This is a genomic window from Leifsonia sp. RAF41, from assembly GCF_052114085.1.
Taxonomy (GTDB): Bacteria; Actinomycetota; Actinomycetes; order Actinomycetales; family Microbacteriaceae; genus Leifsonia.
Genome location: NZ_JBFREB010000001.1, coordinates 1,906,129 through 1,925,249 on the forward strand (window position 1 = coordinate 1,906,129; position 19,121 = coordinate 1,925,249).

The 19,121-nt window shown below is 70.6% G+C and carries 17 protein-coding genes; all 17 read right to left on the reverse strand.

Annotation, left to right across the window (positions count from 1 at the left end; genetic code table 11):
- Positions 1-9 precede the first annotated feature (9 nt).
- A complete protein-coding gene (locus tag AB4Y74_RS09190) occupies positions 10-1,443 on the reverse strand; it encodes an RsmB/NOP family class I SAM-dependent RNA methyltransferase (RefSeq protein WP_441798787.1) in 1,434 nt (477 codons plus the stop codon).
- Positions 1,440-2,366, reverse strand: coding sequence for a methionyl-tRNA formyltransferase (gene fmt, locus AB4Y74_RS09195; RefSeq protein ID WP_441798788.1), 927 nt, complete (start codon positions 2,364-2,366; stop codon positions 1,440-1,442). Before fmt ends, AB4Y74_RS09190 begins: the two co-directional genes overlap by 4 nt.
- A 132-nt stretch (positions 2,367-2,498) precedes the next feature.
- On the reverse strand, positions 2,499-4,565 hold the full coding sequence (locus tag AB4Y74_RS09200) for a primosomal protein N' (protein ID WP_441798789.1): 2,067 nt from the start codon (positions 4,563-4,565) through the stop codon (positions 2,499-2,501).
- A gap of 2 nt (positions 4,566-4,567) precedes the next feature.
- Positions 4,568-5,761, reverse strand: a complete 1,194-nt coding sequence (gene metK, locus AB4Y74_RS09205; protein ID WP_441798790.1) for a methionine adenosyltransferase — start codon at positions 5,759-5,761, stop codon at positions 4,568-4,570.
- A 97-nt stretch (positions 5,762-5,858) separates the two neighbouring features.
- Positions 5,859-7,166: a bifunctional phosphopantothenoylcysteine decarboxylase/phosphopantothenate synthase gene (locus AB4Y74_RS09210; RefSeq protein ID WP_441800425.1), complete on the reverse strand. Its 1,308-nt coding sequence runs from the start codon at positions 7,164-7,166 to the stop codon at positions 5,859-5,861.
- Positions 7,167-7,257: 91 nt separating this feature from the next.
- Positions 7,258-7,518, reverse strand: coding sequence for a DNA-directed RNA polymerase subunit omega (rpoZ, locus tag AB4Y74_RS09215; protein ID WP_431221387.1), 261 nt, complete (start codon positions 7,516-7,518; stop codon positions 7,258-7,260).
- A gap of 105 nt (positions 7,519-7,623) precedes the next feature.
- On the reverse strand, positions 7,624-8,595 hold the full coding sequence (gene gmk / locus AB4Y74_RS09220; protein WP_441798791.1) for a guanylate kinase: 972 nt from the start codon (positions 8,593-8,595) through the stop codon (positions 7,624-7,626).
- Positions 8,588-9,451, reverse strand: coding sequence for an orotidine-5'-phosphate decarboxylase (pyrF, locus tag AB4Y74_RS09225; protein ID WP_441798792.1), 864 nt, complete (start codon positions 9,449-9,451; stop codon positions 8,588-8,590). The genes gmk and pyrF overlap by 8 nt, the downstream gene beginning before the upstream one ends.
- The gene (gene carB / locus AB4Y74_RS09230) at positions 9,448-12,735 is read right to left on the reverse strand and encodes a carbamoyl-phosphate synthase large subunit (RefSeq protein ID WP_441798793.1); all 3,288 of its coding nucleotides are present in this window, start codon (positions 12,733-12,735) and stop codon (positions 9,448-9,450) included. The genes pyrF and carB overlap by 4 nt, the downstream gene beginning before the upstream one ends.
- Positions 12,735-13,943 carry a glutamine-hydrolyzing carbamoyl-phosphate synthase small subunit gene (gene carA / locus AB4Y74_RS09235; protein ID WP_441798794.1) on the reverse strand — a complete coding sequence of 403 codons (1,209 nt, stop codon included), beginning with the start codon at positions 13,941-13,943 and terminating at the stop codon, positions 12,735-12,737. The genes carB and carA overlap by 1 nt, the downstream gene beginning before the upstream one ends.
- Positions 13,903-14,445 carry a PH-like domain-containing protein gene (locus AB4Y74_RS09240; protein ID WP_441798795.1) on the reverse strand — a complete coding sequence of 181 codons (543 nt, stop codon included), beginning with the start codon at positions 14,443-14,445 and terminating at the stop codon, positions 13,903-13,905. The genes carA and AB4Y74_RS09240 overlap by 41 nt, the downstream gene beginning before the upstream one ends.
- Complete coding sequence (locus AB4Y74_RS09245; protein WP_441798796.1) at positions 14,438-15,757, reverse strand: dihydroorotase; 1,320 nt, start codon at positions 15,755-15,757, stop codon at positions 14,438-14,440. Before AB4Y74_RS09245 ends, AB4Y74_RS09240 begins: the two co-directional genes overlap by 8 nt.
- A gap of 1 nt (position 15,758) precedes the next feature.
- Positions 15,759-16,727, reverse strand: coding sequence for an aspartate carbamoyltransferase catalytic subunit (locus AB4Y74_RS09250; protein ID WP_441798797.1), 969 nt, complete (start codon positions 16,725-16,727; stop codon positions 15,759-15,761).
- A complete protein-coding gene (gene pyrR, locus AB4Y74_RS09255) occupies positions 16,724-17,308 on the reverse strand; it encodes a bifunctional pyr operon transcriptional regulator/uracil phosphoribosyltransferase PyrR (RefSeq protein ID WP_441798798.1) in 585 nt (194 codons plus the stop codon). The genes AB4Y74_RS09250 and pyrR overlap by 4 nt, the downstream gene beginning before the upstream one ends.
- Positions 17,309-17,405: 97 nt before the next feature.
- On the reverse strand, positions 17,406-18,119 hold the full coding sequence (locus AB4Y74_RS09260; RefSeq protein WP_441798799.1) for a DsbA family protein: 714 nt from the start codon (positions 18,117-18,119) through the stop codon (positions 17,406-17,408).
- Entirely contained in the window at positions 18,116-18,532 is a 417-nt protein-coding gene (gene nusB, locus AB4Y74_RS09265) for a transcription antitermination factor NusB (RefSeq protein WP_441798800.1), read from the reverse strand. The genes AB4Y74_RS09260 and nusB overlap by 4 nt, the downstream gene beginning before the upstream one ends.
- Entirely contained in the window at positions 18,533-19,093 is a 561-nt protein-coding gene (gene efp / locus AB4Y74_RS09270) for an elongation factor P (RefSeq protein ID WP_441798801.1), read from the reverse strand.
- Positions 19,094-19,121: the final 28 nt, after the last annotated feature.

The following is a 19,121-nucleotide window of genomic DNA, read 5'->3' on the forward strand; positions in this document are numbered from 1 at the left end:
GCCCCCAGCCTAGGCGGACCGCTTGCGGAGCAGCGCGATGAACATGGCGTCGGTGAGGTGCCGGTGCGGCCACAACTGGACGGTCGCCGGGTCGCCGGCGAGGTCGAGGCGCTCGGTCACGAAGCCCTGGACAACGGTGGCCGTCTCCTCCTGCTCCAGCACGTCGGCATGCCGCTCCAGCGCATCCGCCACGATCCCGCGCGTCTCCGCGACGTGCGGCGAGCAGGTGACGTAGGCGAGAAGCCCGCCGGGCTTCAGCGCGCGGATGGCCGAGTCGAGCAGCCCGGCCTGGAGGGTCGTGAGCTCGCTGACGTCGCGTGGCGTCTTGCGCCAGCGGGCCTCTGGCCGGCGACGCAGCGCACCGAGACCGGTGCAGGGCGCGTCCAGCAGGATGCGGTCGAACGCCTCGGGATGCTCGTCGCCGACCGTCAGTCCGTCCAGCTCCCAGACGGGCACGTCCAGCGGTACAGGGGCGAGCGCACGACGCACGAGTTCGGCACGTGCCGGGATGAGTTCGTTCGCCACCAGGGCGGCGCCGCCCGCCAGGGCCTCCGCGGCAAGCAGCGCCGCCTTGCCGCCCGGTCCCGCGCACAGGTCGAGCCAGCGCTCCCCTGGCACGACCGGCTGGGCACGCGTCAGCGCCAGAGCCGCCAGCTGGGATCCCTCGTCCTGCACCCGGATGCGGCCGCCCGACTCCTCCACCAGGCCGTGCGGGTCTCCCCCGCCGACGGTGAAACCGGGAGGCGAGAACCGGTCCGGATTCGCGTCCTCCGGCGCGTCGACCAGACCGGGCAATGCGATCAGGTTGACGCGCGGGGCGGTGTTGTCCGCCTCCAGCAGTGCCTCGAGCTCGTCCACGCGTCCCTCGGCGTCCAGCGATCGCCGGAACGCGCGGATCACCCAGACGGGATGCGAGTACAGCGCAGCGAGACGGTCGTCCTCATTCTTCGCACGGGCGGCGACCTCCTCCCGCCACTCGTCCGGGGTGTGGCGACCGATCTCTCTCAGCACACCGTTGACGAAACCGGTGCCCGAGCGGCTGCCGACCGTGCGGGCGAGGCCGACGGACTCGTTCACCGCCGCGTGCGGGGCGACGCGCGTGGCGAGGAGCTGGTGGGCCCCCAGACGGAGCACGTCCAGCAGCGGAGGGTCGATCCTGTCGACGGAGCGCCCGGCGGCGATCGCGATGACACGGTCGTAGTAGCCTTGCATCCGCAGCGTGCCGTAGGTGAGCTCGGTCGCGAGGGCGGCGTCGGCCGGCGACAGCGCCGCACGGGCGATGCGGGTCGGCAGGAGCAGGTTCGCATAGGCGTCGGACTCGCTGACGGCCTGGAGGACGTCGAGCGCGACCCGCCGCGCGGGCTGGACCGGGGTCTGCGGCGGCTGATTCGAGCGCTTCTGGTGGCCCGGGTGTCCGGACGGGCCGCGGCGGGGCGAGCTCATGACAGCACCACCCCGGCGTCACCGGCGGCCTGCGCCGCGCCGCGTAGCCAGTCGGCAGCGGACATCGCGCGCTTCCCGGCGGGCTGAACGGTCACGAGTTCGAGCGGGTCGGTGCCGGTGCCGACCAGGACGCGGCCATTGCGGGCCTCCACGGCTCCCGGCTCCAGTGGGGTATCGCCGTCGGTGCGGCGCGCAGCATGGATCTTGAACCGCTCGGCGCCGAACAGGGCGAAGGCCCCGGGCTCCGGGGTGACGCCGCGGAGGCGCGCGTACACCCGGTCGGCGGGCTCAGTGAGGTCGAGCCGGGCATCGTCGATCGTCAGTTTGGGCGCGAGGGTGACCTCGCCCTGCTGGGGGCTCGCCACCGCGGTGCCCGCAGCCAGCGCATCCGCCGTATCGGCGAGCAGGGTCGCGCCGTCGATCGAAAGTGCTGCGAGCAGCTCGCCCGCGGTCTCGTCGGGGCCGATCGGATGCCGCAGCTCGGTATAGACGGCGCCCGCGTCCAGCTCCGGGACCAGGTGGAACACGGCGGCGCCCGTCTCGGTATCGCCCGCGATGACGGCGTGCTGCACGGGTGCGGCCCCCCGCCAGCGCGGAAGGAGCGAGAAGTGCAGGTTGACCCATCCCAGGCGCGGCAGCGACAGCAGCGGCTCGCGCACCAGACCGCCGTAGGCGACGACCACGCCGAGGTCGGGCGCGAGTGCCCGGATGCGCTCGGTCACGTCGTCGCCCAGGCGGTTCGCCTTGATGACCGGAAGACCGAGACGGTCGGCGGCCTCGGCGACCGGGGACGGCGTGATGACGCGCTTCCGGCCGAGCGGCGCATCCTCACGGGTGACGACGGCGACCACCTCGTGACGGGCCGCGACGGCCTCCAGCGACGGGATGGCGACGGCCGGGGTGCCGGCGAAGACGATGCGCATGGGGAAGGTTCTTTCGGTTGGGACGACCATCCAGCCTACTCCGCGCGGTCTGACGATCGTGCCCGCTCATCGACTGGTCCCGAATTGGCGTTATGCCGGGCACGAAACGGCGTGTCGGGACCAGTCGATGCGTCAGAGGATCTCGGGGTCGTCGAAGCGGACGCGCAGCGTCGGCGCCGGCCGGTACCCCGCCTTGCCGGCCGGCGCGCGGCGGCGGCGGGTCGCGTTCTTGACGACGACGGCGCGGACGTCCGCCGCGACCTCCGTGCCGTGCGCGTACTCGAACCGCAGCACGGCCCGAACCAGGTCCGGTCCGGAGCGAGCGGCCGCACGATCGTTCTCGACCGGCGCGGGACCGAGTACATCGATCAGGAGGGAGCGATCCACCGCCTCCAGCACCTCCGTCACCGTCGCCTCGGTGCCGGTCACCGACGCCAACCGGACGGCGGGAGGGAAGCGCAACTCGCGCCGGTCGACCAGCTCCTCGTGCGCGAACTCGACCACCCGCCCGGTTGCGAAGTCCCGCGCGAGCGGTCCGGACACGCCGACCAGCACGGTCGGTGCGCCGGGAGCGGCGAGAGCGGCGGCGCTCTGCCACCAGCGGAGGCAGTCCTCGGCCACGTGCAGGCTCTCGCGCGCCAGCATCCGCTCGCCGTCGAGGAGCAGGACCGCCTGGTAGCCGCCCTCGGCGATCGGCTCGGCACCGCGGGTCGCGACGACCAGGGCCGGAGCGGCGCCGATGCGCTGGACGGGGTGGTCGCCGTCGGCGAGGATCACCCGGGTTCCGGGGAACGCGCGCCCCAGTTCCTCCGCCGTCCTCCCTGAGCCCACCGTCACCATGCGGAAGGTGCGGTGCTCGCAGTGCTCGCACTGCCAGTCCGTGGCGAGACGCCCGCAGACGGTGCATGAGGGCGGCGCGCCCGCCCGCGTCTGGTGCAGGGGGCCCTTGCAGTGGGTGCAGCGTGCCGCCTGACCGCACTTCGCGCAGGCGATCACCGGTGCGTACCCTGGCCGGGCGACCTGCACGAGCACGGGTCCGCGCGGGCGGCCGCTGTCGCCGTTCAGGGCCTCCCGGGCCGCGCGCCAGGCCGTCGAAGGGATGCGCGCGGCGCGGGCCATCGGCTCCTGCGCCTGCTGGTTGGCGGTCAGGATGACCTTCGCCGTGAGCGCACGCTCCGGCCCGATGTCGCGCAGCCAGCCGAGTTCGACCAGGCGTTGCGCCTCCACGCTCCGGATGTTGCCGCTCAGGACGAGCGCGCACCCTTCGAGCTCCTGCCGGACCAGCGCCGCATCGCGGGTGTGCACGTACGGGCTGAGCGGCTCGGCATGGAGCGGGTCGCTGTCCTCCCAGACGACGAGCAGGCCCAGCCGCTCGGCCGGCGCGTAGACGACGGACCGGTTGCCGATCAGGATGCGCGGACCGGACAGCGCCTCCAGGAAGCCGCGGTAGCGGTCGGTATTGGCCTGCCCGGCGTCGGCGCGAACCACGGCCTCGGGCGGCGCGAATGCCGCGAGGGCCGCCGCGAGCTGCTCCAAATCGCGGTGGTCCGGAACCGCGACGATGGCCGTTCGCCCGCCCCGCCAGCAGTCTGCGGCCAGCGCCGCCACGGTCACCGCCCACTCCCCGACCCAGGTTCCGTCGGGCAGCGGAACGAGCCGCGGGATCGCGCGCAGGGCGATCCGCTCGTTCGCGGCCACCGCATCCTGCAGCACCCGGCCCTCGTACCCGCGCACCACACCCACCCCGACGTGCGACTTCTGCTCGCCACTCGGCGCCGATTCCGACGACGACTCACCGCTCGGTGCAGCTGCGGAAGCGTCGGCGCGCGCCGCAAGCCAGGCCTTCTCGACGCGGACCATACGGCCGGGCACCGCGAGGCGCAGGATGTCGCTCGCCGTCCCCGCGCTCCGGTCGGCCAGACGCCGAGCCAGGCGCCAGACCCCGGGGGTCAGGACCCGCGCGGGCGACACCACCGTCTCCAGTGGACTCAGCGTGCCCTCGAAACCGCCGTCGGGCTCTCCGACTTCGACGATGTACCCGTCGGCGACGCGGCCGGCGGAGCGCAGCGGCACGCGTACGCGCACACCGGGCAGGGCGTCAGCGGAGAGCTCCTCGGGAATCGCGTAGTCGAAGAGGTGGTCGAGCTGCGGAAGCGGCGAGTCGATGACCACCCGGGCGACCCGTGCGGCCGCCGCCACCGCTAGATCCCCGCGGCCGAGCGCAAGTCGTCGACGCGGTCGAGCCGCTCCCAGGTGAACTCCGGCAGCTCACGTCCGAAGTGGCCGTAGGTCGCGGTCCGCGCGTAGATCGGGCGCAGCAGGTCGAGGTCGCGGATGATCGCCGCTGGACGCAGGTCGAACACATCGCGGATCGCGCCGATGATGCGCTCCTCCGGCACCTTCGCCGTGCCGAACGTCTCCACGTAGAGCCCGACCGGCGCGGCTTTGCCGATCGCGTAGGCGATCTGGACTTCGAGCCGGTCTGCGAGCCCCGCCGCGACGGCGTTCTTGGCGACCCAGCGCATGGCGTACGCGGCCGAACGGTCGACCTTCGACGGGTCCTTGCCCGAGAAGGCGCCGCCGCCGTGACGGGACGCGCCGCCGTAGGTGTCGACGATGATCTTGCGGCCGGTCAGACCGGCGTCACCCTTCGGCCCGCCGATCTCGAACCGTCCGGTCGGGTTGATGAGCGTGCGCACGTGCGAAGTCTCGAGCCCCGCGCCGTGGAGGACGGGATTGATGACCTCCTCCACGATCTCCGCCTGCAGCTGCTCGTTGGAGACCTCCGGCGCGTGCTGCGTCGAGAGCACCACCGTCTGCACCGACTTGGGAACGGCGCCCTCATAGCCGATGGTGACCTGCGTCTTGCCGTCCGGTCGCAGATAGTCGAGCGTGTCGTCCTTGCGGACCTCGGCGAGACGCTCGGCCAGCCGGTGCGCGAGCCAGATCGGCAGCGGCATGTACTGCGGGGTCTCGGTGGTCGCGTAGCCGAACATGATGCCCTGGTCGCCGGCACCCTGACGATCGAGGTCGTCGATGCTCTGCTCCGCGCGCGTTTCGAGAGCGTTGTCGACGCCCTGCGCGATGTCGGGCGACTGGGCGCCGATCGACACGGAGACGCCGCACTGGGTGCCGTCGAAGCTCACGTCGGACGAGTCGTAGCCGATCTCGACGAGCTTGTTGCGGACGAGCGCCGGGATCTCCACGTAACCCTTCGAGGTGACCTCGCCTGCGACGTGCACCAGGCCCGTCGTGACGAGCGTCTCCACCGCGGCGCGGCTGTGCGGGTCGACGGTGAGGAGCGCATCGAGGATGCTGTCGGAGATCTGGTCGCAGATCTTGTCCGGGTGCCCTTCGGTGACGGACTCGGACGTGAAGAGACGCAGATCTGCCATGGTTCTCCCTGGGTGGTGGATGTTACCTCGCTCGCAGGCTCCCTCGGCGCTGGGGTCGCGGAACCGCTTCGCGCTTCCCCAAGCTCCACCGCGTCTGTTATGCGATGACGTCGAGGATACGGTCGGCCACCGACAGCTTGCTGCCCGAGGCCTCCATCACTATATCGCCGCCCTTTCGCAGGACCACGACCTCATTGCTCTCCGTTGCGAAGCCCTGCGACCAGCCGACCTGATTCAGGACCAGGAAGTCGCTGCCCTTCTTCTGCAGCTTGGCGCGGCCCAGCTCGATGAGCGCCTGGGGGTCCGGTTCGGTCTCGGCGGCGAAGCCGACGACGACCTGCCCGTCGCGCTTGCGGGCGGCGAGGCCGGCGAGGATGTCGGGATTGGCGACCAGCTCGAGGGTCAAGGTGTCGCCCTGCTCGGACTTCTTGATCTTCGCGTCGCGCGTCTCGGCGGGCCGGTAGTCGGCGACGGCCGCGGTCATCACCACGATGTCTGCCGCACGAGCGGCCTCCTCGACCGCCTCCTGGAGCTCCAGCGCGGTCTGCACTTCGATGACCTCAACGCCTTCCGGCGGCTCCACCTCAAGGTGGGCGGCGACCAGCACGACGTCGGCCCCCCGGGCCTGCGCGGCGCTGGCGATGGCGACGCCCTGGCGGCCGCTGGAGCGGTTCCCCAGGAACCGCACCGGATCGAGCGGCTCGCGCGTGCCTCCTGCCGTCACGACCACGCGCTTGCCGACCAGGTCGATGCCGCCCCGAGGACGGCGCGCGGCCTCGTTGGCACGGCGCCGCTCGGAGAGCACGACCACGTCGTTGGCGGCGGCTCCGGATTCGGCGGGCAGCGCGCGGGGCGCTGGAGCCTCGACCGCGCGCGGCGACGCCCCGGCGGCACGCAAGGCCGCACGAACGATGACCTCGGGCTCCTCCATCCGCCCGGGACCGGAGTCTGCGCCGGTCAGCTGGCCGCTGGCAGGGCCGATGACGGTCACGCCGCGGCTGCGGAGGGTCGCGATGTTCGCCACGGTCGCCGCGTTGCGCCACATCTCGGTGTGCATGGCCGGTGCGATGACCAGCGGTGCCGTGGAGGCGAGGACCGTGTTGCCGAGCAGATCGTCGGCGATGCCGGCGGCGAGCTTGGCGATCGTGTTGGCGGTCGCCGGCGCGATCACGATCAGGTCGGCGGACTGACCGATCGCCACGTGCCGCACCTCGGCGACGCCCTCGTAGAGGTCCGTCGCCACCGGGTTGCGGCTGATCGCCTCCAGCGTCGGCCGCCCCACGAATCGGAGGGCGGCCTCGGTGGCGACCACGTGCACCGAGTGACCCTCGAGGACCAGCGCCCGGATGACCCCAACGGCCTTATACGCAGCGATGCCGCCGGTCACTCCGACGACGATGGTCAATCGTGGGCTCAACGGCGGCACCTCTCCTCGGCCGGGGCGCTGCCCGGCTGCGGTCGTCTGCGGCTCTACTGCTGCGTGATCGGGATGCTGCCTACTCGGCGGCGATCGGCTTCACGACGAGCTTGTCCTCGTTGATCTCGTGCAGCGCGACCGAGAGCGGCTTGTCGTCGACGGAGGAGTCGACCAGCGGGCCGACGTTGTCGAACAGGCTGCCCTCGTGCAGGTCGGCGTAGTAGTCGTTGATCTGGCGGGCCCGCTTGGAGGCGAAGATCACGAGCGCGTACTTCGACTCGACGCGCGACAGGAGCTCGTCGATGGGCGGGTCGATGATGCCTTTGTTGTTGGTTGCCATGCGGGCTGCTCCTTGCTCTGGGCGATCGGGCGCGGTGCCCCGATCAACGGCCGCTTCACGCGACCGGGGACGGTGGGCGCGCCGGTGAGGGCGCGGAGAGAAGGCTCACGGACGCGACGGCGCCGCGCGGACCTTCATCAAGTCTACGACCTCGCGCGCCGCCTCTGCGACGTCGTGGTTGACGACCTTGTAGTCGAACTCGTCCTGAGCGGCCAATTCGACCTTCGCTGTCTCGAGTCTGCGCTGCTGCTCCGCCGCCTCTTCCGTGCCGCGGCCGATCAGCCGCCGGACCAGTTCCTCCCACGTCGGCGGGAGCAGGAAGATGAGCCGCGCCTCCGGCATCGACGCCCGCACCTGACGCGCGCCCTGCAGGTCGATCTCGAGCAGGACGCTGCGGCCGGCGGCCAGCGCCTTCTCGATGGGCGCGCGCGGCGTGCCGTAACGGTAGGCGTTGTGGACGGTGGCGTGCTCCAGCAGTTCGCCCTCGACGATCATCCGGTCGAACTCGGCGTCGTCGACGAAGTAGTAGTTGACGCCGTCGACCTCGCCGGGCCGCGGCTTGCGAGTGGTCGCAGAGACCGACAACAGCACGTCCGGGTAGTTCTCGCGGATGTACGTGGACACCGTGCCTTTGCCGACCGCGGTCGGTCCCGCGAGCACGACGAGGCGGTTGCGCTGGCGGGCGCTGCGGTTCTCCCGCTCGATCAGGAACTGGCGCAGGCGCAGCCGCTGGTGACGGCCGAGGCCGCCGAGCCGCTTCGCGGGAGAGATGGAGAGCCGGTCGAGCGCATCCTGCATCTTCGTCGCCCCGATGGCCGGGACGCTGAGCAGGAACTCGGTCACGCGCAGCCGTCCCTCCACACCGTCGGGATCGGCGGTGGCGTGGTCGAGGACGGTCAGGGGCGAGACCTCGCGCGAGGCGATGGACGCCTTCACGGCGGCACGCGCCCGGCGTGCGGCGACGGCGGCCTGCGATGCGGCCTGACGGTCGACGTCGGGAGGCGCGGGGCGACTGGCTGCGGGGCGATTGGACTCGGCGCGAGCTTCGGAACGCAGGGACTTGGAAGCATCAGACATGCGCGGCGCGCACCTCCTCGGCACGACGCGCCACGGCATCCCCGAGACCGCGCGGGCCCGCACTGAGCAGCCCACGGGACTCGCTCACGATGACGCCGCCCGCCAGCGAGCCGAACAGGCGCGAGGCGTCCTCCACCCGCGCGCCCTGGTGCCCGAAGCCGGGCGCGAGCACCGGCAGTCCGGGCATCCGCTCCCCCGCTGTCGTCACGTCGATCCCGTAGTCGGCCAGCTCGACGGTCGCGCCGAGCACCAGCCCGATCGACCCGAACGGGCGAGACCCCGTCTGCTCCTGGTTGAACGAATGCACGTCTTCGATGATCGCACGTGCGACGGACTGTCCCGCTCGCGGCCCCGTCTGCACGATGGCCTGCTGCACGGCGGCCGCTTCCGGATTGGAGGTCGCGGCCAGCACGAAGATGCCCTTGCCGGCGCGCTCCGCCAGCTCCATCGCATCGGCGAGCGAACCGACGCCCTGATAGGCCGCCGCCGTCATCGCGTCCGCCTCCAGGGGCGACCCCGGCGTCAGCCACGCTTCCGCGTACGCCGTCACACTGGTGCCGATGTCGCCGCGCTTCGCGTCCGCGATCACCAGCAGACCGGCCGCGCGTGCGGCCGCGAGCACCTCCTCCAGCGCGGCGTACCCGGCCGCGCCGAAGCGTTCGAAGAAGGCGACCTGCGGCTTGACGATCCCGGCACGGACGGCCACGGCCTCCACCACGGTCAGCCCGAAGGAGCGCAAGCCGTCGGCCGAGGCGGGCAGCCCCCACGCCTCCAGGAGGTGGGCGTGGGGGTCGATACCGACGCAGAGCCGGCCGCCCTCGGCGAAGACGCGCGCGAGCCGGTCGCCGAACGTCATGCTCTGGCGGCCCGGTCCAGCGCGTACTCCTGCAGTGATTTGACGTCGAAGCCCTCACGGATCGCGTCCAGGGACGCGACCGCGGCGCTGAGCTCCGCGATGGTCGTGAACAACGGCTTGTCCCCCGCTACGGCCGCCGCGCGGATCTCGTACCCGTCCGCGCGCGACGAACCCCCGCTCGGGGTGTTGATCACCACATCCACCTCCGACCGCGTGATCATGTCGACGATCGAGTCGCCGCCGCTCTCCTGGGCTTCGCTGTGCTTACGCACGATGCGGGCCGCGATGCCGTTGCGGTTGAGCACCTCGGCGGTGCCCTCAGTCGCGACGATCCCGAAGCCGAGCTGGTGGAGGCGGAGCACCGGCAGCACGACGGCGCGCTTGTCGCGGTCGGAGACCGACACGAACACGGTCCCTTCCAGCGGCATGCCACCGTAGGCAGCGGACTGGCTCTTCGCGAACGCGGTCGGGAAGTCCTTGTCGATGCCCATCACCTCGCCCGTCGAGCGCATCTCCGGGCCGAGCACCGAGTCCACCACGGTGCCCTCAGCGGTGCGGAACCGCTTGAACGGCAGCACGGCCTCCTTCACGGCGACCGGTGAGTCCATCGGGATGCGCGAGCCGTCCTCGTCGGGCAGCAGCCCCTCGGCGATCAGGCTCTCGATGGTCTCGCCGACCATGATCCGCGACGCCGCCTTCGCCAGTGGGATGCCGAGCGCCTTGGACACGAACGGCACGGTCCGCGACGCGCGCGGGTTCGCCTCCAGGACGTAGAGCACACCCGCGGCGACCGCGAACTGCACGTTCAGCAGGCCGCGCACGCCGATCCCCTCGGCGATCTTGAGTGTCGCCTCGCGCACGCGATCGATCTCACGACGGCCGAGCGTGATCGGCGGGAGGGTGCACGACGAGTCGCCGGAGTGGACGCCCGCCTCCTCGATGTGCTCCATCACGCCGCCGATGTAGAGCCGCTCGCCGTCGTACAGCGCGTCGACGTCGATCTCGATCGCGTCGTCGAGGAACCGGTCCACCAGCAGTGGATGCGACGGGCCGACGATCCCCTGACCGGCCACGCGCTCGAAATAGTCGGCGAGGGAGGCGGTGTCGTACACGATCTCCATCCCGCGACCGCCGAGGACGAAGCTCGGGCGCACCAGCACCGGGTAGCCGATCTGCTCGGCAGCGTGGGCGGCCGACGGGTAGTCGACGGCGGTGCCGTTGCGGGGGGCCACCAGGCCGGCGGCGTCGAGGATGCCCGAGAACAGCCCACGCTCCTCCGCCAGGTCGATCGCCTCCGGGGTCGTGCCGAGGATCGGGACGCCCGCGGCCTCCAATCCCTTGGCGAGCCCGAGTGCGGTCTGGCCGCCGAGCTGCACGACCACGCCGACCAGTTCGCCGGACTGCGATTCCGCGTGGATGACCTCCAGCACGTCCTCCAGCGTCAGCGGCTCGAAGTAGAGCCGGTCGCTGGTGTCGTAGTCCGTCGACACGGTCTCCGGGTTGCAGTTGATCATGATCGTCTCGAACCCGGCGTCGTGCAGCGCGAACGACGCGTGCACGCACGAGTAGTCGAACTCGACACCTTGCCCGATGCGGTTCGGCCCGGAGCCCAGGATGACGACCTTGCGCTTGTCGCTCGGCTCCACCTCGGTCTCCAGGTCGTAGCTGGAGTAGTGGTACGGCGTGAGCGCCGGGAACTCGCCCGCGCACGTGTCGACCGTCTTGTAGACCGGGCGCACACCGAGGATGTGGCGCACCTCGCGCACGTCCGCCTCCCCGAATCCGCGCAGCTCGCCGATCTGGGCGTCGGAGAAGCCGTGGTCCTTGGCGAAGCGCAACGTCTCGGTGTCGAGCGTCGGCGCATCCCGGAGCTGTTCGGCCACCTCGTTGATGAGGACGATCTGGTCGATGAACCAGGGATCGATCTTGGTCGCTTCGAATACCTGCTCCGCCGTCGCGCCCAGGCGGAGCGCCTGCTGCACGTCGACGATACGGCCGTCGGTCGGCGTCGAGATGGAGGCGAGCAGCTCATCCACGGTGCGTGCCTGAGCGCCCCAGTGGAACGACGATCCGCGCTTCTCGAGCGAGCGCAGCGCCTTCTGCAGTGCGCTGGTGAACGAACGGCCGATCGCCATCGCCTCGCCGACGGACTTCATGGTCGTCGTCAGGGTCGGGTCGGCGGCCGGGAACTTCTCGAACGCGAACCGCGGCACCTTCACGACGATGTAGTCGAGCGTCGGCTCGAAGCTCGCCGGAGTCACCTTGGTGATGTCGTTCGGGATCTCGTCCAGGCGGTAGCCGATGGCCAGCTTCGCCGCGATCTTGGCGATCGGGAAGCCGGTCGCCTTCGAGGCGAGCGCCGACGAGCGGGAGACACGCGGGTTCATCTCGATGACGATGATCCGGCCGTTCTCCGGGTTCACCGCGAACTGGATGTTGCAGCCGCCGGTGTCGACGCCGACGGCACGGATGATGTCGATGCCGATGTCGCGCATCCGCTGGTACTCGCGGTCGGTCAGCGTCAGGGCCGGAGCGACCGTGATCGAGTCGCCCGTGTGCACACCGACCGGGTCGACGTTCTCGATCGAGCAGACGACGACCGTGTTGTCGGCCGTGTCGCGCATGAGCTCGAGCTCGTACTCCTTCCAGCCGAGGATGGACTCCTCCAGGAGCACCTCGCTGGTCGGGCTCTGGTGGATACCGTCGCCGACGATCCGGCGCAGCTGCTCCGGCGTGTAAGCGAAGCCCGATCCGAGGCCGCCCATGGTGAACGACGGCCGGACGACGAGCGGGTAGCCGAGGTCTTCGGCGAACTCGAGGGCCTCATCCACCGTGTGCGCGATGTGGGAGCGCGCCACCTCGGCGCCGGCCTCGATGACCAGCTCTTTGAAGATCTGGCGGTCCTCACCCTTCTGGATGGCCTCGAACTTGGCGCCGATCAGCTCGACACCGTACTTCTCGAGGATGCCGTGCTCGTGCAACTGCATGGCCGCGTTGAGCGCGGTCTGGCCGCCCAGGGTCGGCAGAATGGCGTCCGGCTTCTCCTTGGCGATGATCGTCTCGATGACCTGCCACGTGATCGGCTCGACATAAGTCGCGTCGGCGAAGTCGGGGTCGGTCATGATCGTCGCCGGGTTCGAGTTGACGAGGATGACGCGCACGCCCTCCGCCTTCAGCACGCGGCAGGCCTGGGTGCCGGAGTAGTCGAACTCGACCGCCTGGCCGATGACGATCGGCCCGGAGCCGATGACGAGGACGGAGTTGATGTCGTCGCGTTTGGGCATCAGGCGTTCTCCTGGCTCTCAGGGGCGGACTGCCCCGCGTGCTGTTCCCTGATCATGTCCAGGAACCGGTCGAAGAGGTAGTTGGCGTCGTGCGGGCCGGCCGCTGCCTCGGGGTGGTACTGCACGCTGAATGCGTTCAGGTCGAGGCAGTTCAGCCCCTCGACGACGTCGTCGTTGAGCGAGAAGTGGCTCACCTCGACGCGGCCGAAACCGGCCGGCGAGTCGAACGTCGTGTCGATCGGCGCCTTCACCGCGAAGCCGTGGTTCTGCGCGGTGATCTCCACCCGGCCGGTGCGCTTGTCGAGCACCGGCTGGTTGATCCCGCGGTGACCGAACGGCAGCTTGTAGGTGTCGAGGCCCAGAGCGCGGCCGAGCAGCTGGTTGCCGAAGCAGATGCCGAAGTACGGCAGACCGGCCCGCAGCGTCTCCTGCAGCAGCGCGACGTGCTTGTCGGAGGCCTGCGGGTCACCGGGGCCGTTCGAGAAGAACAGCGCCGAGACATTCAGCCCGAGCACATCCTGCGCGGACACCTGCTGCGGGAGCACGTGCACGTCGAGGCCGCGCCCGGCCAGGTTCTCGAGAGTCGACTTCTTCACGCCGAGGTCGAGGACCGCGACGGAGCCGACCTTCTCGCCGACGGCCGGGACCGTGTACGGCTCGACCGTGGACACCTCGGCCGACAGGTTGCGGCCCGTCATCTTCGCGCCGGTCTGCACCAGCTCCAGCTGCTCGCTGTCGCTCAGGTCGAAGTCGTCGCCTGAGAAGATCCCCGAGCGCATCGCACCCGCGGACCGGATGTGACGGGTCACGGCGCGCGTATCGATGCCGCTGATCCCGACAACGCCCTGAGACACGAGGTCGTCGTCGAGGCTGCGCTGCGCGCGGAAGTTGGACACGACGCGGCTGGGCTCGCGGACCACGTAGCCGGCGACCCAGATCTGTCGCGACTCCATGTCCTCGTCGTTCGTGCCGGTGTTGCCGATGTGCGGCGCCGTCTGCAGGACGATCTGCCCCGCGTACGACGGGTCGGTCAGGGTCTCCTGGTAGCCGGTCATGCCGGTCGCGAAGACGGCCTCACCGAGGGTGCGTCCGCGCGCGCCGTAGGCCCGGCCGACGTACCGTTTTCCGTCTTCGAGGACGAGCACGGCTGGTTCTGCTGCGAGCACGTCACACCTCCTTGTCGTTCGGGCGGGACGGGCCCGCCTCATCCGGGGCATCCGCCCGCGGGACGATCTGTTCGATGGCCGCGGCGAGCTGCGCGCGGCCGGCCGGGTCGACGACCCGGAAGTAGCTGTCGGCGGCCGTGCCGCCGCTGGTGGTCCACCCCAGTCGGAGCAGGCCGTCGCGCTCGACCGCACGGTCGATCGCGACGCTGGCCGTGCCGATGCTGGATACGACCGCCGCCGGCACGAACACCGGCGGCTCGCCGGTCACCGCGAGGGCGACGCCCTCCGGCCGGACGGTCACGGTGGCCGAACCGCGATAGGCGAGACCCGGCAGCGCGAGGCGCTCCAGATGCTGACCGGCCTTCGTCGTGGCGACGTAGAGCACCTCCGCCTCGGCGGTCGGCGCGCTCAGCGTTCCGGGGGTGGAGTAGCCGCCGCCGGACGCCCTGTCGCGCTGAACGCGACGGCGCCAGCCGACGATCGCGAGGGCGAGCACGACGATGACGATCGCCAGGATGCCCAGGGTGGGGAGCAGCTTATCCACGCGCGCCCACCTCCTCGGCCGCAAGCACGGCGCCGTCGAGGACGGTCGGCCGGCCCTGGTGGAAGGTCGCGATGACGCGGCCCGGCAGGGTCAGCCCCAGGTACGGCGAGTTCACGCCCTTCCCGGCGAGGTCCGTCGTCGCGAACGTGCGGGACGCGGTCGGGTCGTAGAGGAAGAGATTCGCGGGAGCACCCGCCGCCAACGGACCGCCATGGCCGTCCAGGCGACCGATGCGGGCCGGGGTCGCCGAAAGCACGCGGGCGACATCCGCCCAGCCGAGCATCCCGTTCTCCACGACACTCGCGTGCACGACGGACAGTGCCGACTCGAGCCCGACCATACCGAACGCGGCGGCGTCCCACTCGCAGTCCTTCGACTCCACGGGATGCGGCGCGTGGTCGGTCGCGACGATGTCGATCGTGCCGTCCGCGAGTCCGGCACGGAGCGCCTCCACGTCTTCGCGGCTGCGCAGCGGCGGGTTGACCTTGTAGCGCGCGTCGTAGCCGGTCGCCAGCTCTTCGGTGAGAGCCAAGTGATGCGGCGTGACTTCGGCGGTGACGTCGATGCCGCGGGCCTTCGCCCACCGGATCACATCGACACTGCCGGCGGTCGAGACGTGGCAGACGTGCAGGCGCGAGCCGACATGCTCGGCGAGGAGTACATCCCTGGCGATGATCGACTCCTCGGCGACGGCCGGCCATCCGGTCAGTCCGAGCTCGCCGGAGAGCGCGCCCTCGTTCATCTGCGCGCCCTGCGTCAGCCTCGGCTCCTGCGCGTGCTGGGCGATCACGCCGTCGAACGCCTTCACATACTCCAGCGCGCGACGCATGAGCAGCGGATCGGAGACGCACTTGCCGTCATCCGAGAAGACGCGGACGCGGGCACGGGACTGCGCCATCGCGCCCAGCTCGGCCAGCCGCTCGCCTTCGAGGCCGACGGTGACGGCGCCGATCGGGCGGACGGTCGCGTAACCGGCGGCCTCCCCCAGGCTCAGCACCTGCTCGACCACTCCGGCGGTGTCGGCCACCGGCGAGGTGTTCGCCATGGCGAACACCGCCGTGAATCCACCCGCCGCGGCGGCCCGCGTTCCGGTCAGGACCGTCTCGCTCTGCTCGAAGCCGGGCTCCCTCAGGTGCGTGTGGAGGTCGACAAGGCCGGGAAGCGCGAGCAGCCCGTCCGCGTCGATCACCGTCGCGCCGGCGGCACTCAGGCCCGAGCCCACTTCGGCGATCCGGCCGCCGTCGACCAGCAGGTCGGCTCGGGAGCCGTCGGCGAGCGTCGCGCCGCCGATCAGGAATCTGTCCACACTCACCTCACACCACCTGGCCGTACACCTGCTCGGGACCGCTACCCGACAGCAGCAGGTACAGGGCCGCCATCCGCACGGAGACGCCGTTCGCGACCTGCTCCCGGACCGTCGAGCGCGGGGAGTCCGCGGCCGCGGCCGAGATCTCCAGCCCGCGGTTCATCGGTCCAGGGTGCATCACAATGCTATCGGCCCGAAGCCGCCCCAGCCGTTCCTCGTCGAGCCCCCAGCGGCGCGCATATTCGCGCGTGGTCGGGAAGAACGCTGCGTTCATCCGCTCCGCCTGGATGCGCAGCATCATCACGACGTCCGGCCCGGCGGCGATCGCGTCGTCGAGGTCGTAGCCGACCTCGACAGGCCAGCCGGACACATCCACCGGCAGCAGCGTCGGAGGCGCGACCAGTGTGACGTGCGCGCCCAGGGTGCGCAGCAGCCAGACATTGGAGCGGGCCACCCGGGAGTGCAGGATGTCGCCGACGATCGCGACACCGACCCCGTCGAGGTCTCTGCCGCGGGAGGCCGTGCCATGGAGGCGACGACGCATCGTGAACGCGTCCAGCAGCGCCTGCGTCGGGTGCTCGTGGGTGCCGTCGCCGGCGTTGAGGATGCCCGCGTCGATCCATCCACTCGCCGCGAGGGTGTGCGGGGCGCCGGACGAGCCATGACGGATGACCACCGCGTCCGCGCCCATCGCTTGCAGGGTCTGGGCCGTGTCCTTCAGGCTCTCGCCCTTGGAGACGCTGGAGCCCTTGGCGGAGAAGTTGATGACGTCGGCCGAGAGGCGCTTGGCGGCCGCCTCGAACGAGATGCGGGTGCGGGTCGAATCCTCGAAGAACAGGTTCACCACCGTCTTGCCGCGCAGCGTCGGGAGCTTCTTGACCTCGCGCCCCTGCACGTCCGCCATGTCCTCGGCGACGTCGAGCAGACGGATGGCCTCGTCGCGCGGGAGGTCGCGGGTCGAGAGCAGGTGCCTCATGCGGTCTCACCCCCGGTCGCCTCGTCGTCGGCGGCCCCGGGCTCGTCGATGGTCACCGACTCCTCGCCATCGACCTCGTTCAGCCGGACGAAGATGCGCTCGGACGCCGCCGACGGCAGGTTCTTGCCCACGAAGTCCGCCCGGATGGGTAGCTCACGGTGGCCTCGGTCGACCAGCACCGCGAGGCGGACGGCGCGCGGACGGCCGAGGTCGCTGAGGGCGTCGAGCGCGGCCCGGATGGTGCGGCCCGAGAAGAGCACGTCATCGACCAGCACGACCGTCTTGCCGTCGATCGGGCCCGGCAGAGAAGTTGGTTGCGGGGTGCGGGTGGGATGCCGCGACAGGTCGTCCCGGTACATGGTCACGTCGAGTGCGCCGACGATCTCGGTCGGCGACGCGACCGCCGCCGGTTCGATGCGCTGGATGTTCTCGGCGATCCGCCGCGCGAGCACGACGCCGCGGGTCGGGATCCCGAGGATCACCAGGTCGTCCGTTCCCCGGTTGGACTCCAGGATCTCGTGGGAGATCCGAGTCAACGCCCGGGCTATGTCAGCCTGCTGCAGCACGGTTCGCGCTGTCATGCCGACCTCCTTCCCCGCCTCACAGGACGGCTATTAAAGGATGTCTACCTTGTTCCCACCCTACCAGCACGCCCTCCCCCGCTCGCGCTCTCACAAGTCAGTTGTCGGCGAGGAACGCCGTGAACGCCTTCTTGTCGGTCACGCCGCCGGGATACTGCTTGCCGTTGACGAGCACGGTCGGCGTGCCCTTGATCGTGTCGAGGGCCTTCTTGCCATCGACCTCGATCGGGCCCTTCTGCGAGTTTGCCGTGTTGGCCTGCGCCCACGCCTGGTACGGGCCGCTGTCGGACAGGCAGGAGGAGATGTCGCCGGCACCCGCATCGGCCGCACGCTTCGCGAGTTCCTTGTCGGTGAGGCCGGAGGAGTTCTCCTCAGGCTGGTCCGTGAACAGCGCCTGATAGAACGGCAGAACAGCGTTCTCATCCGTCACAGCAACGCAGGTCAGGGCAGCGGCCGCGCGCGTCGAGTACCCCGTGCCATTGGAGGCGGCGTCGAGGAAGGTGAGCGGGTGCAGTCGCAGAGTGATCGATCCGTCGTCCACCGCTCCCGCGAGGGTCGCACCGTTCGTCTGCTCGAACGCACCGCACACCGGGCACATCGCGTCGAACCAGATGTCGACCTTCTTCGCGCCGTCGCCGACAGTGATGAAGCCCCCGTCGAAGTCCACGGCGCCGTCCGTCCCTTTCGGTGGCGCATCCGTCGCCACGGGGACATTCGATGCTCCGCCCAGCAGCGAACACGCCGCCACGCCGGTCACCACGCCGATGGCCAGGACGAGCGCAGCCGCGGCCCGGCGGAGCCGCCCGCTCACGCGGTCCTGCTCTGCGCGATCTTGGCGAGCAGCCCGTTCACGAAACCAGCGGAGTCGTCGGTCGAGAGCACCGTCGCGGCCTCGACCGCCTCGGAGATCGCGACGCCCTCCGGCACCTCGTCGTTGAACAGCACCTCCCAGACGCCGATGCGCAGGATGGCGCGGTCGACGGCGGGCATGCGCGTGAGCGTCCACCCCTGGGCGTACGTCTCGATCTGCTCGTCGATCTCGTCCTGGTGTTCGATGACACCGTCGAGGATCTCGCGGGCGTAGAGCCAGGAGGCCTCACGCGACGGCTGCGTCGCTGCGCGTTCCGCCTCGGTCGCGAGCGCCTGACGGAGCGGCGTCTGCCGCAGGTCGGCGCTGTACAGCACGTCGAGCGCGCGCTTGCGCGCCTTCGTCCGAGCGCTCATCTAGTTGACGCGGCCGAGGTAGTCGCCCGTGCGGGTGTCGACCTTGACCTTGGTGCCGGTCTCGAGGAACAGCGGGACCTGGATCTGGTAGCCGGTCTCGACGGTCGCCGGCTTCGTGCCGCCCGTGGAGCGGTCGCCCTGCAGGCCCGGCTCGGTGTACGTGATCTCGAGCACGACGGAGGCCGGGAGCTCGACGTACAGCGGCGATCCCTCGTGGAGCGCGACCGTGACGTTCTGGTTCTCGAGCATGAAGTTGGCGGCATCGCCGACGACAGCGCCCGGAATCGTGATCTGGTCGTAGTCGGACGTGTCCATGAAGACGAAGTCCGCGCCGTCCTGGTACAGGTACTGGTAGTCGCGGCGGTCCACGTTGGTGATCTCGATCTTGGCGCCCGCGTTGTACGTACGGTCGACGGTCTTCCCCGTCGTGACGTTCTTGAGCTTCGTGCGGACGAACGCGCCGCCCTTGCCCGGCTTGACGTGCTGGAACTCGATCACGCTCCAGAGCTGCCCGTCGATGCTGAGGACGACGCCGTTTCTGATGTCAGCGGTTGAGGCCAAGAGGATGTTCCGTTCGTTCGGTGGGAAG

What these genes read in the sequence shown, in the direction of transcription:
- AB4Y74_RS09190 (WP_441798787.1), bottom strand. Translation starts at nt 1,443, where the DNA reads ATGAGCTCGCCCCGCCGCGGCCCGTCCGGACACCCGGGCCACCAGAAG.
- nusB (WP_441798800.1), bottom strand. Translation starts at nt 18,532, where the DNA reads ATGAGCGCTCGGACGAAGGCGCGCAAGCGCGCGCTCGACGTGCTGTAC.
- pyrF (WP_441798792.1), bottom strand. Translation starts at nt 9,451, where the DNA reads ATGACGTTCGGCGACCGGCTCGCGCGCGTCTTCGCCGAGGGCGGCCGG.
- fmt (WP_441798788.1), bottom strand. Translation starts at nt 2,366, where the DNA reads ATGCGCATCGTCTTCGCCGGCACCCCGGCCGTCGCCATCCCGTCGCTG.
- metK (WP_441798790.1), bottom strand. Translation starts at nt 5,761, where the DNA reads ATGGCAGATCTGCGTCTCTTCACGTCCGAGTCCGTCACCGAAGGGCAC.
- pyrR (WP_441798798.1), bottom strand. Translation starts at nt 17,308, where the DNA reads ATGACAGCGCGAACCGTGCTGCAGCAGGCTGACATAGCCCGGGCGTTG.
- gmk (WP_441798791.1), bottom strand. Translation starts at nt 8,595, where the DNA reads ATGTCTGATGCTTCCAAGTCCCTGCGTTCCGAAGCTCGCGCCGAGTCC.
- AB4Y74_RS09250 (WP_441798797.1), bottom strand. Translation starts at nt 16,727, where the DNA reads ATGAGGCACCTGCTCTCGACCCGCGACCTCCCGCGCGACGAGGCCATC.
- carA (WP_441798794.1), bottom strand. Translation starts at nt 13,943, where the DNA reads ATGAGGCGGGCCCGTCCCGCCCGAACGACAAGGAGGTGTGACGTGCTC.
- carB (WP_441798793.1), bottom strand. Translation starts at nt 12,735, where the DNA reads ATGCCCAAACGCGACGACATCAACTCCGTCCTCGTCATCGGCTCCGGG.
- rpoZ (WP_431221387.1), bottom strand. Translation starts at nt 7,518, where the DNA reads ATGGCAACCAACAACAAAGGCATCATCGACCCGCCCATCGACGAGCTC.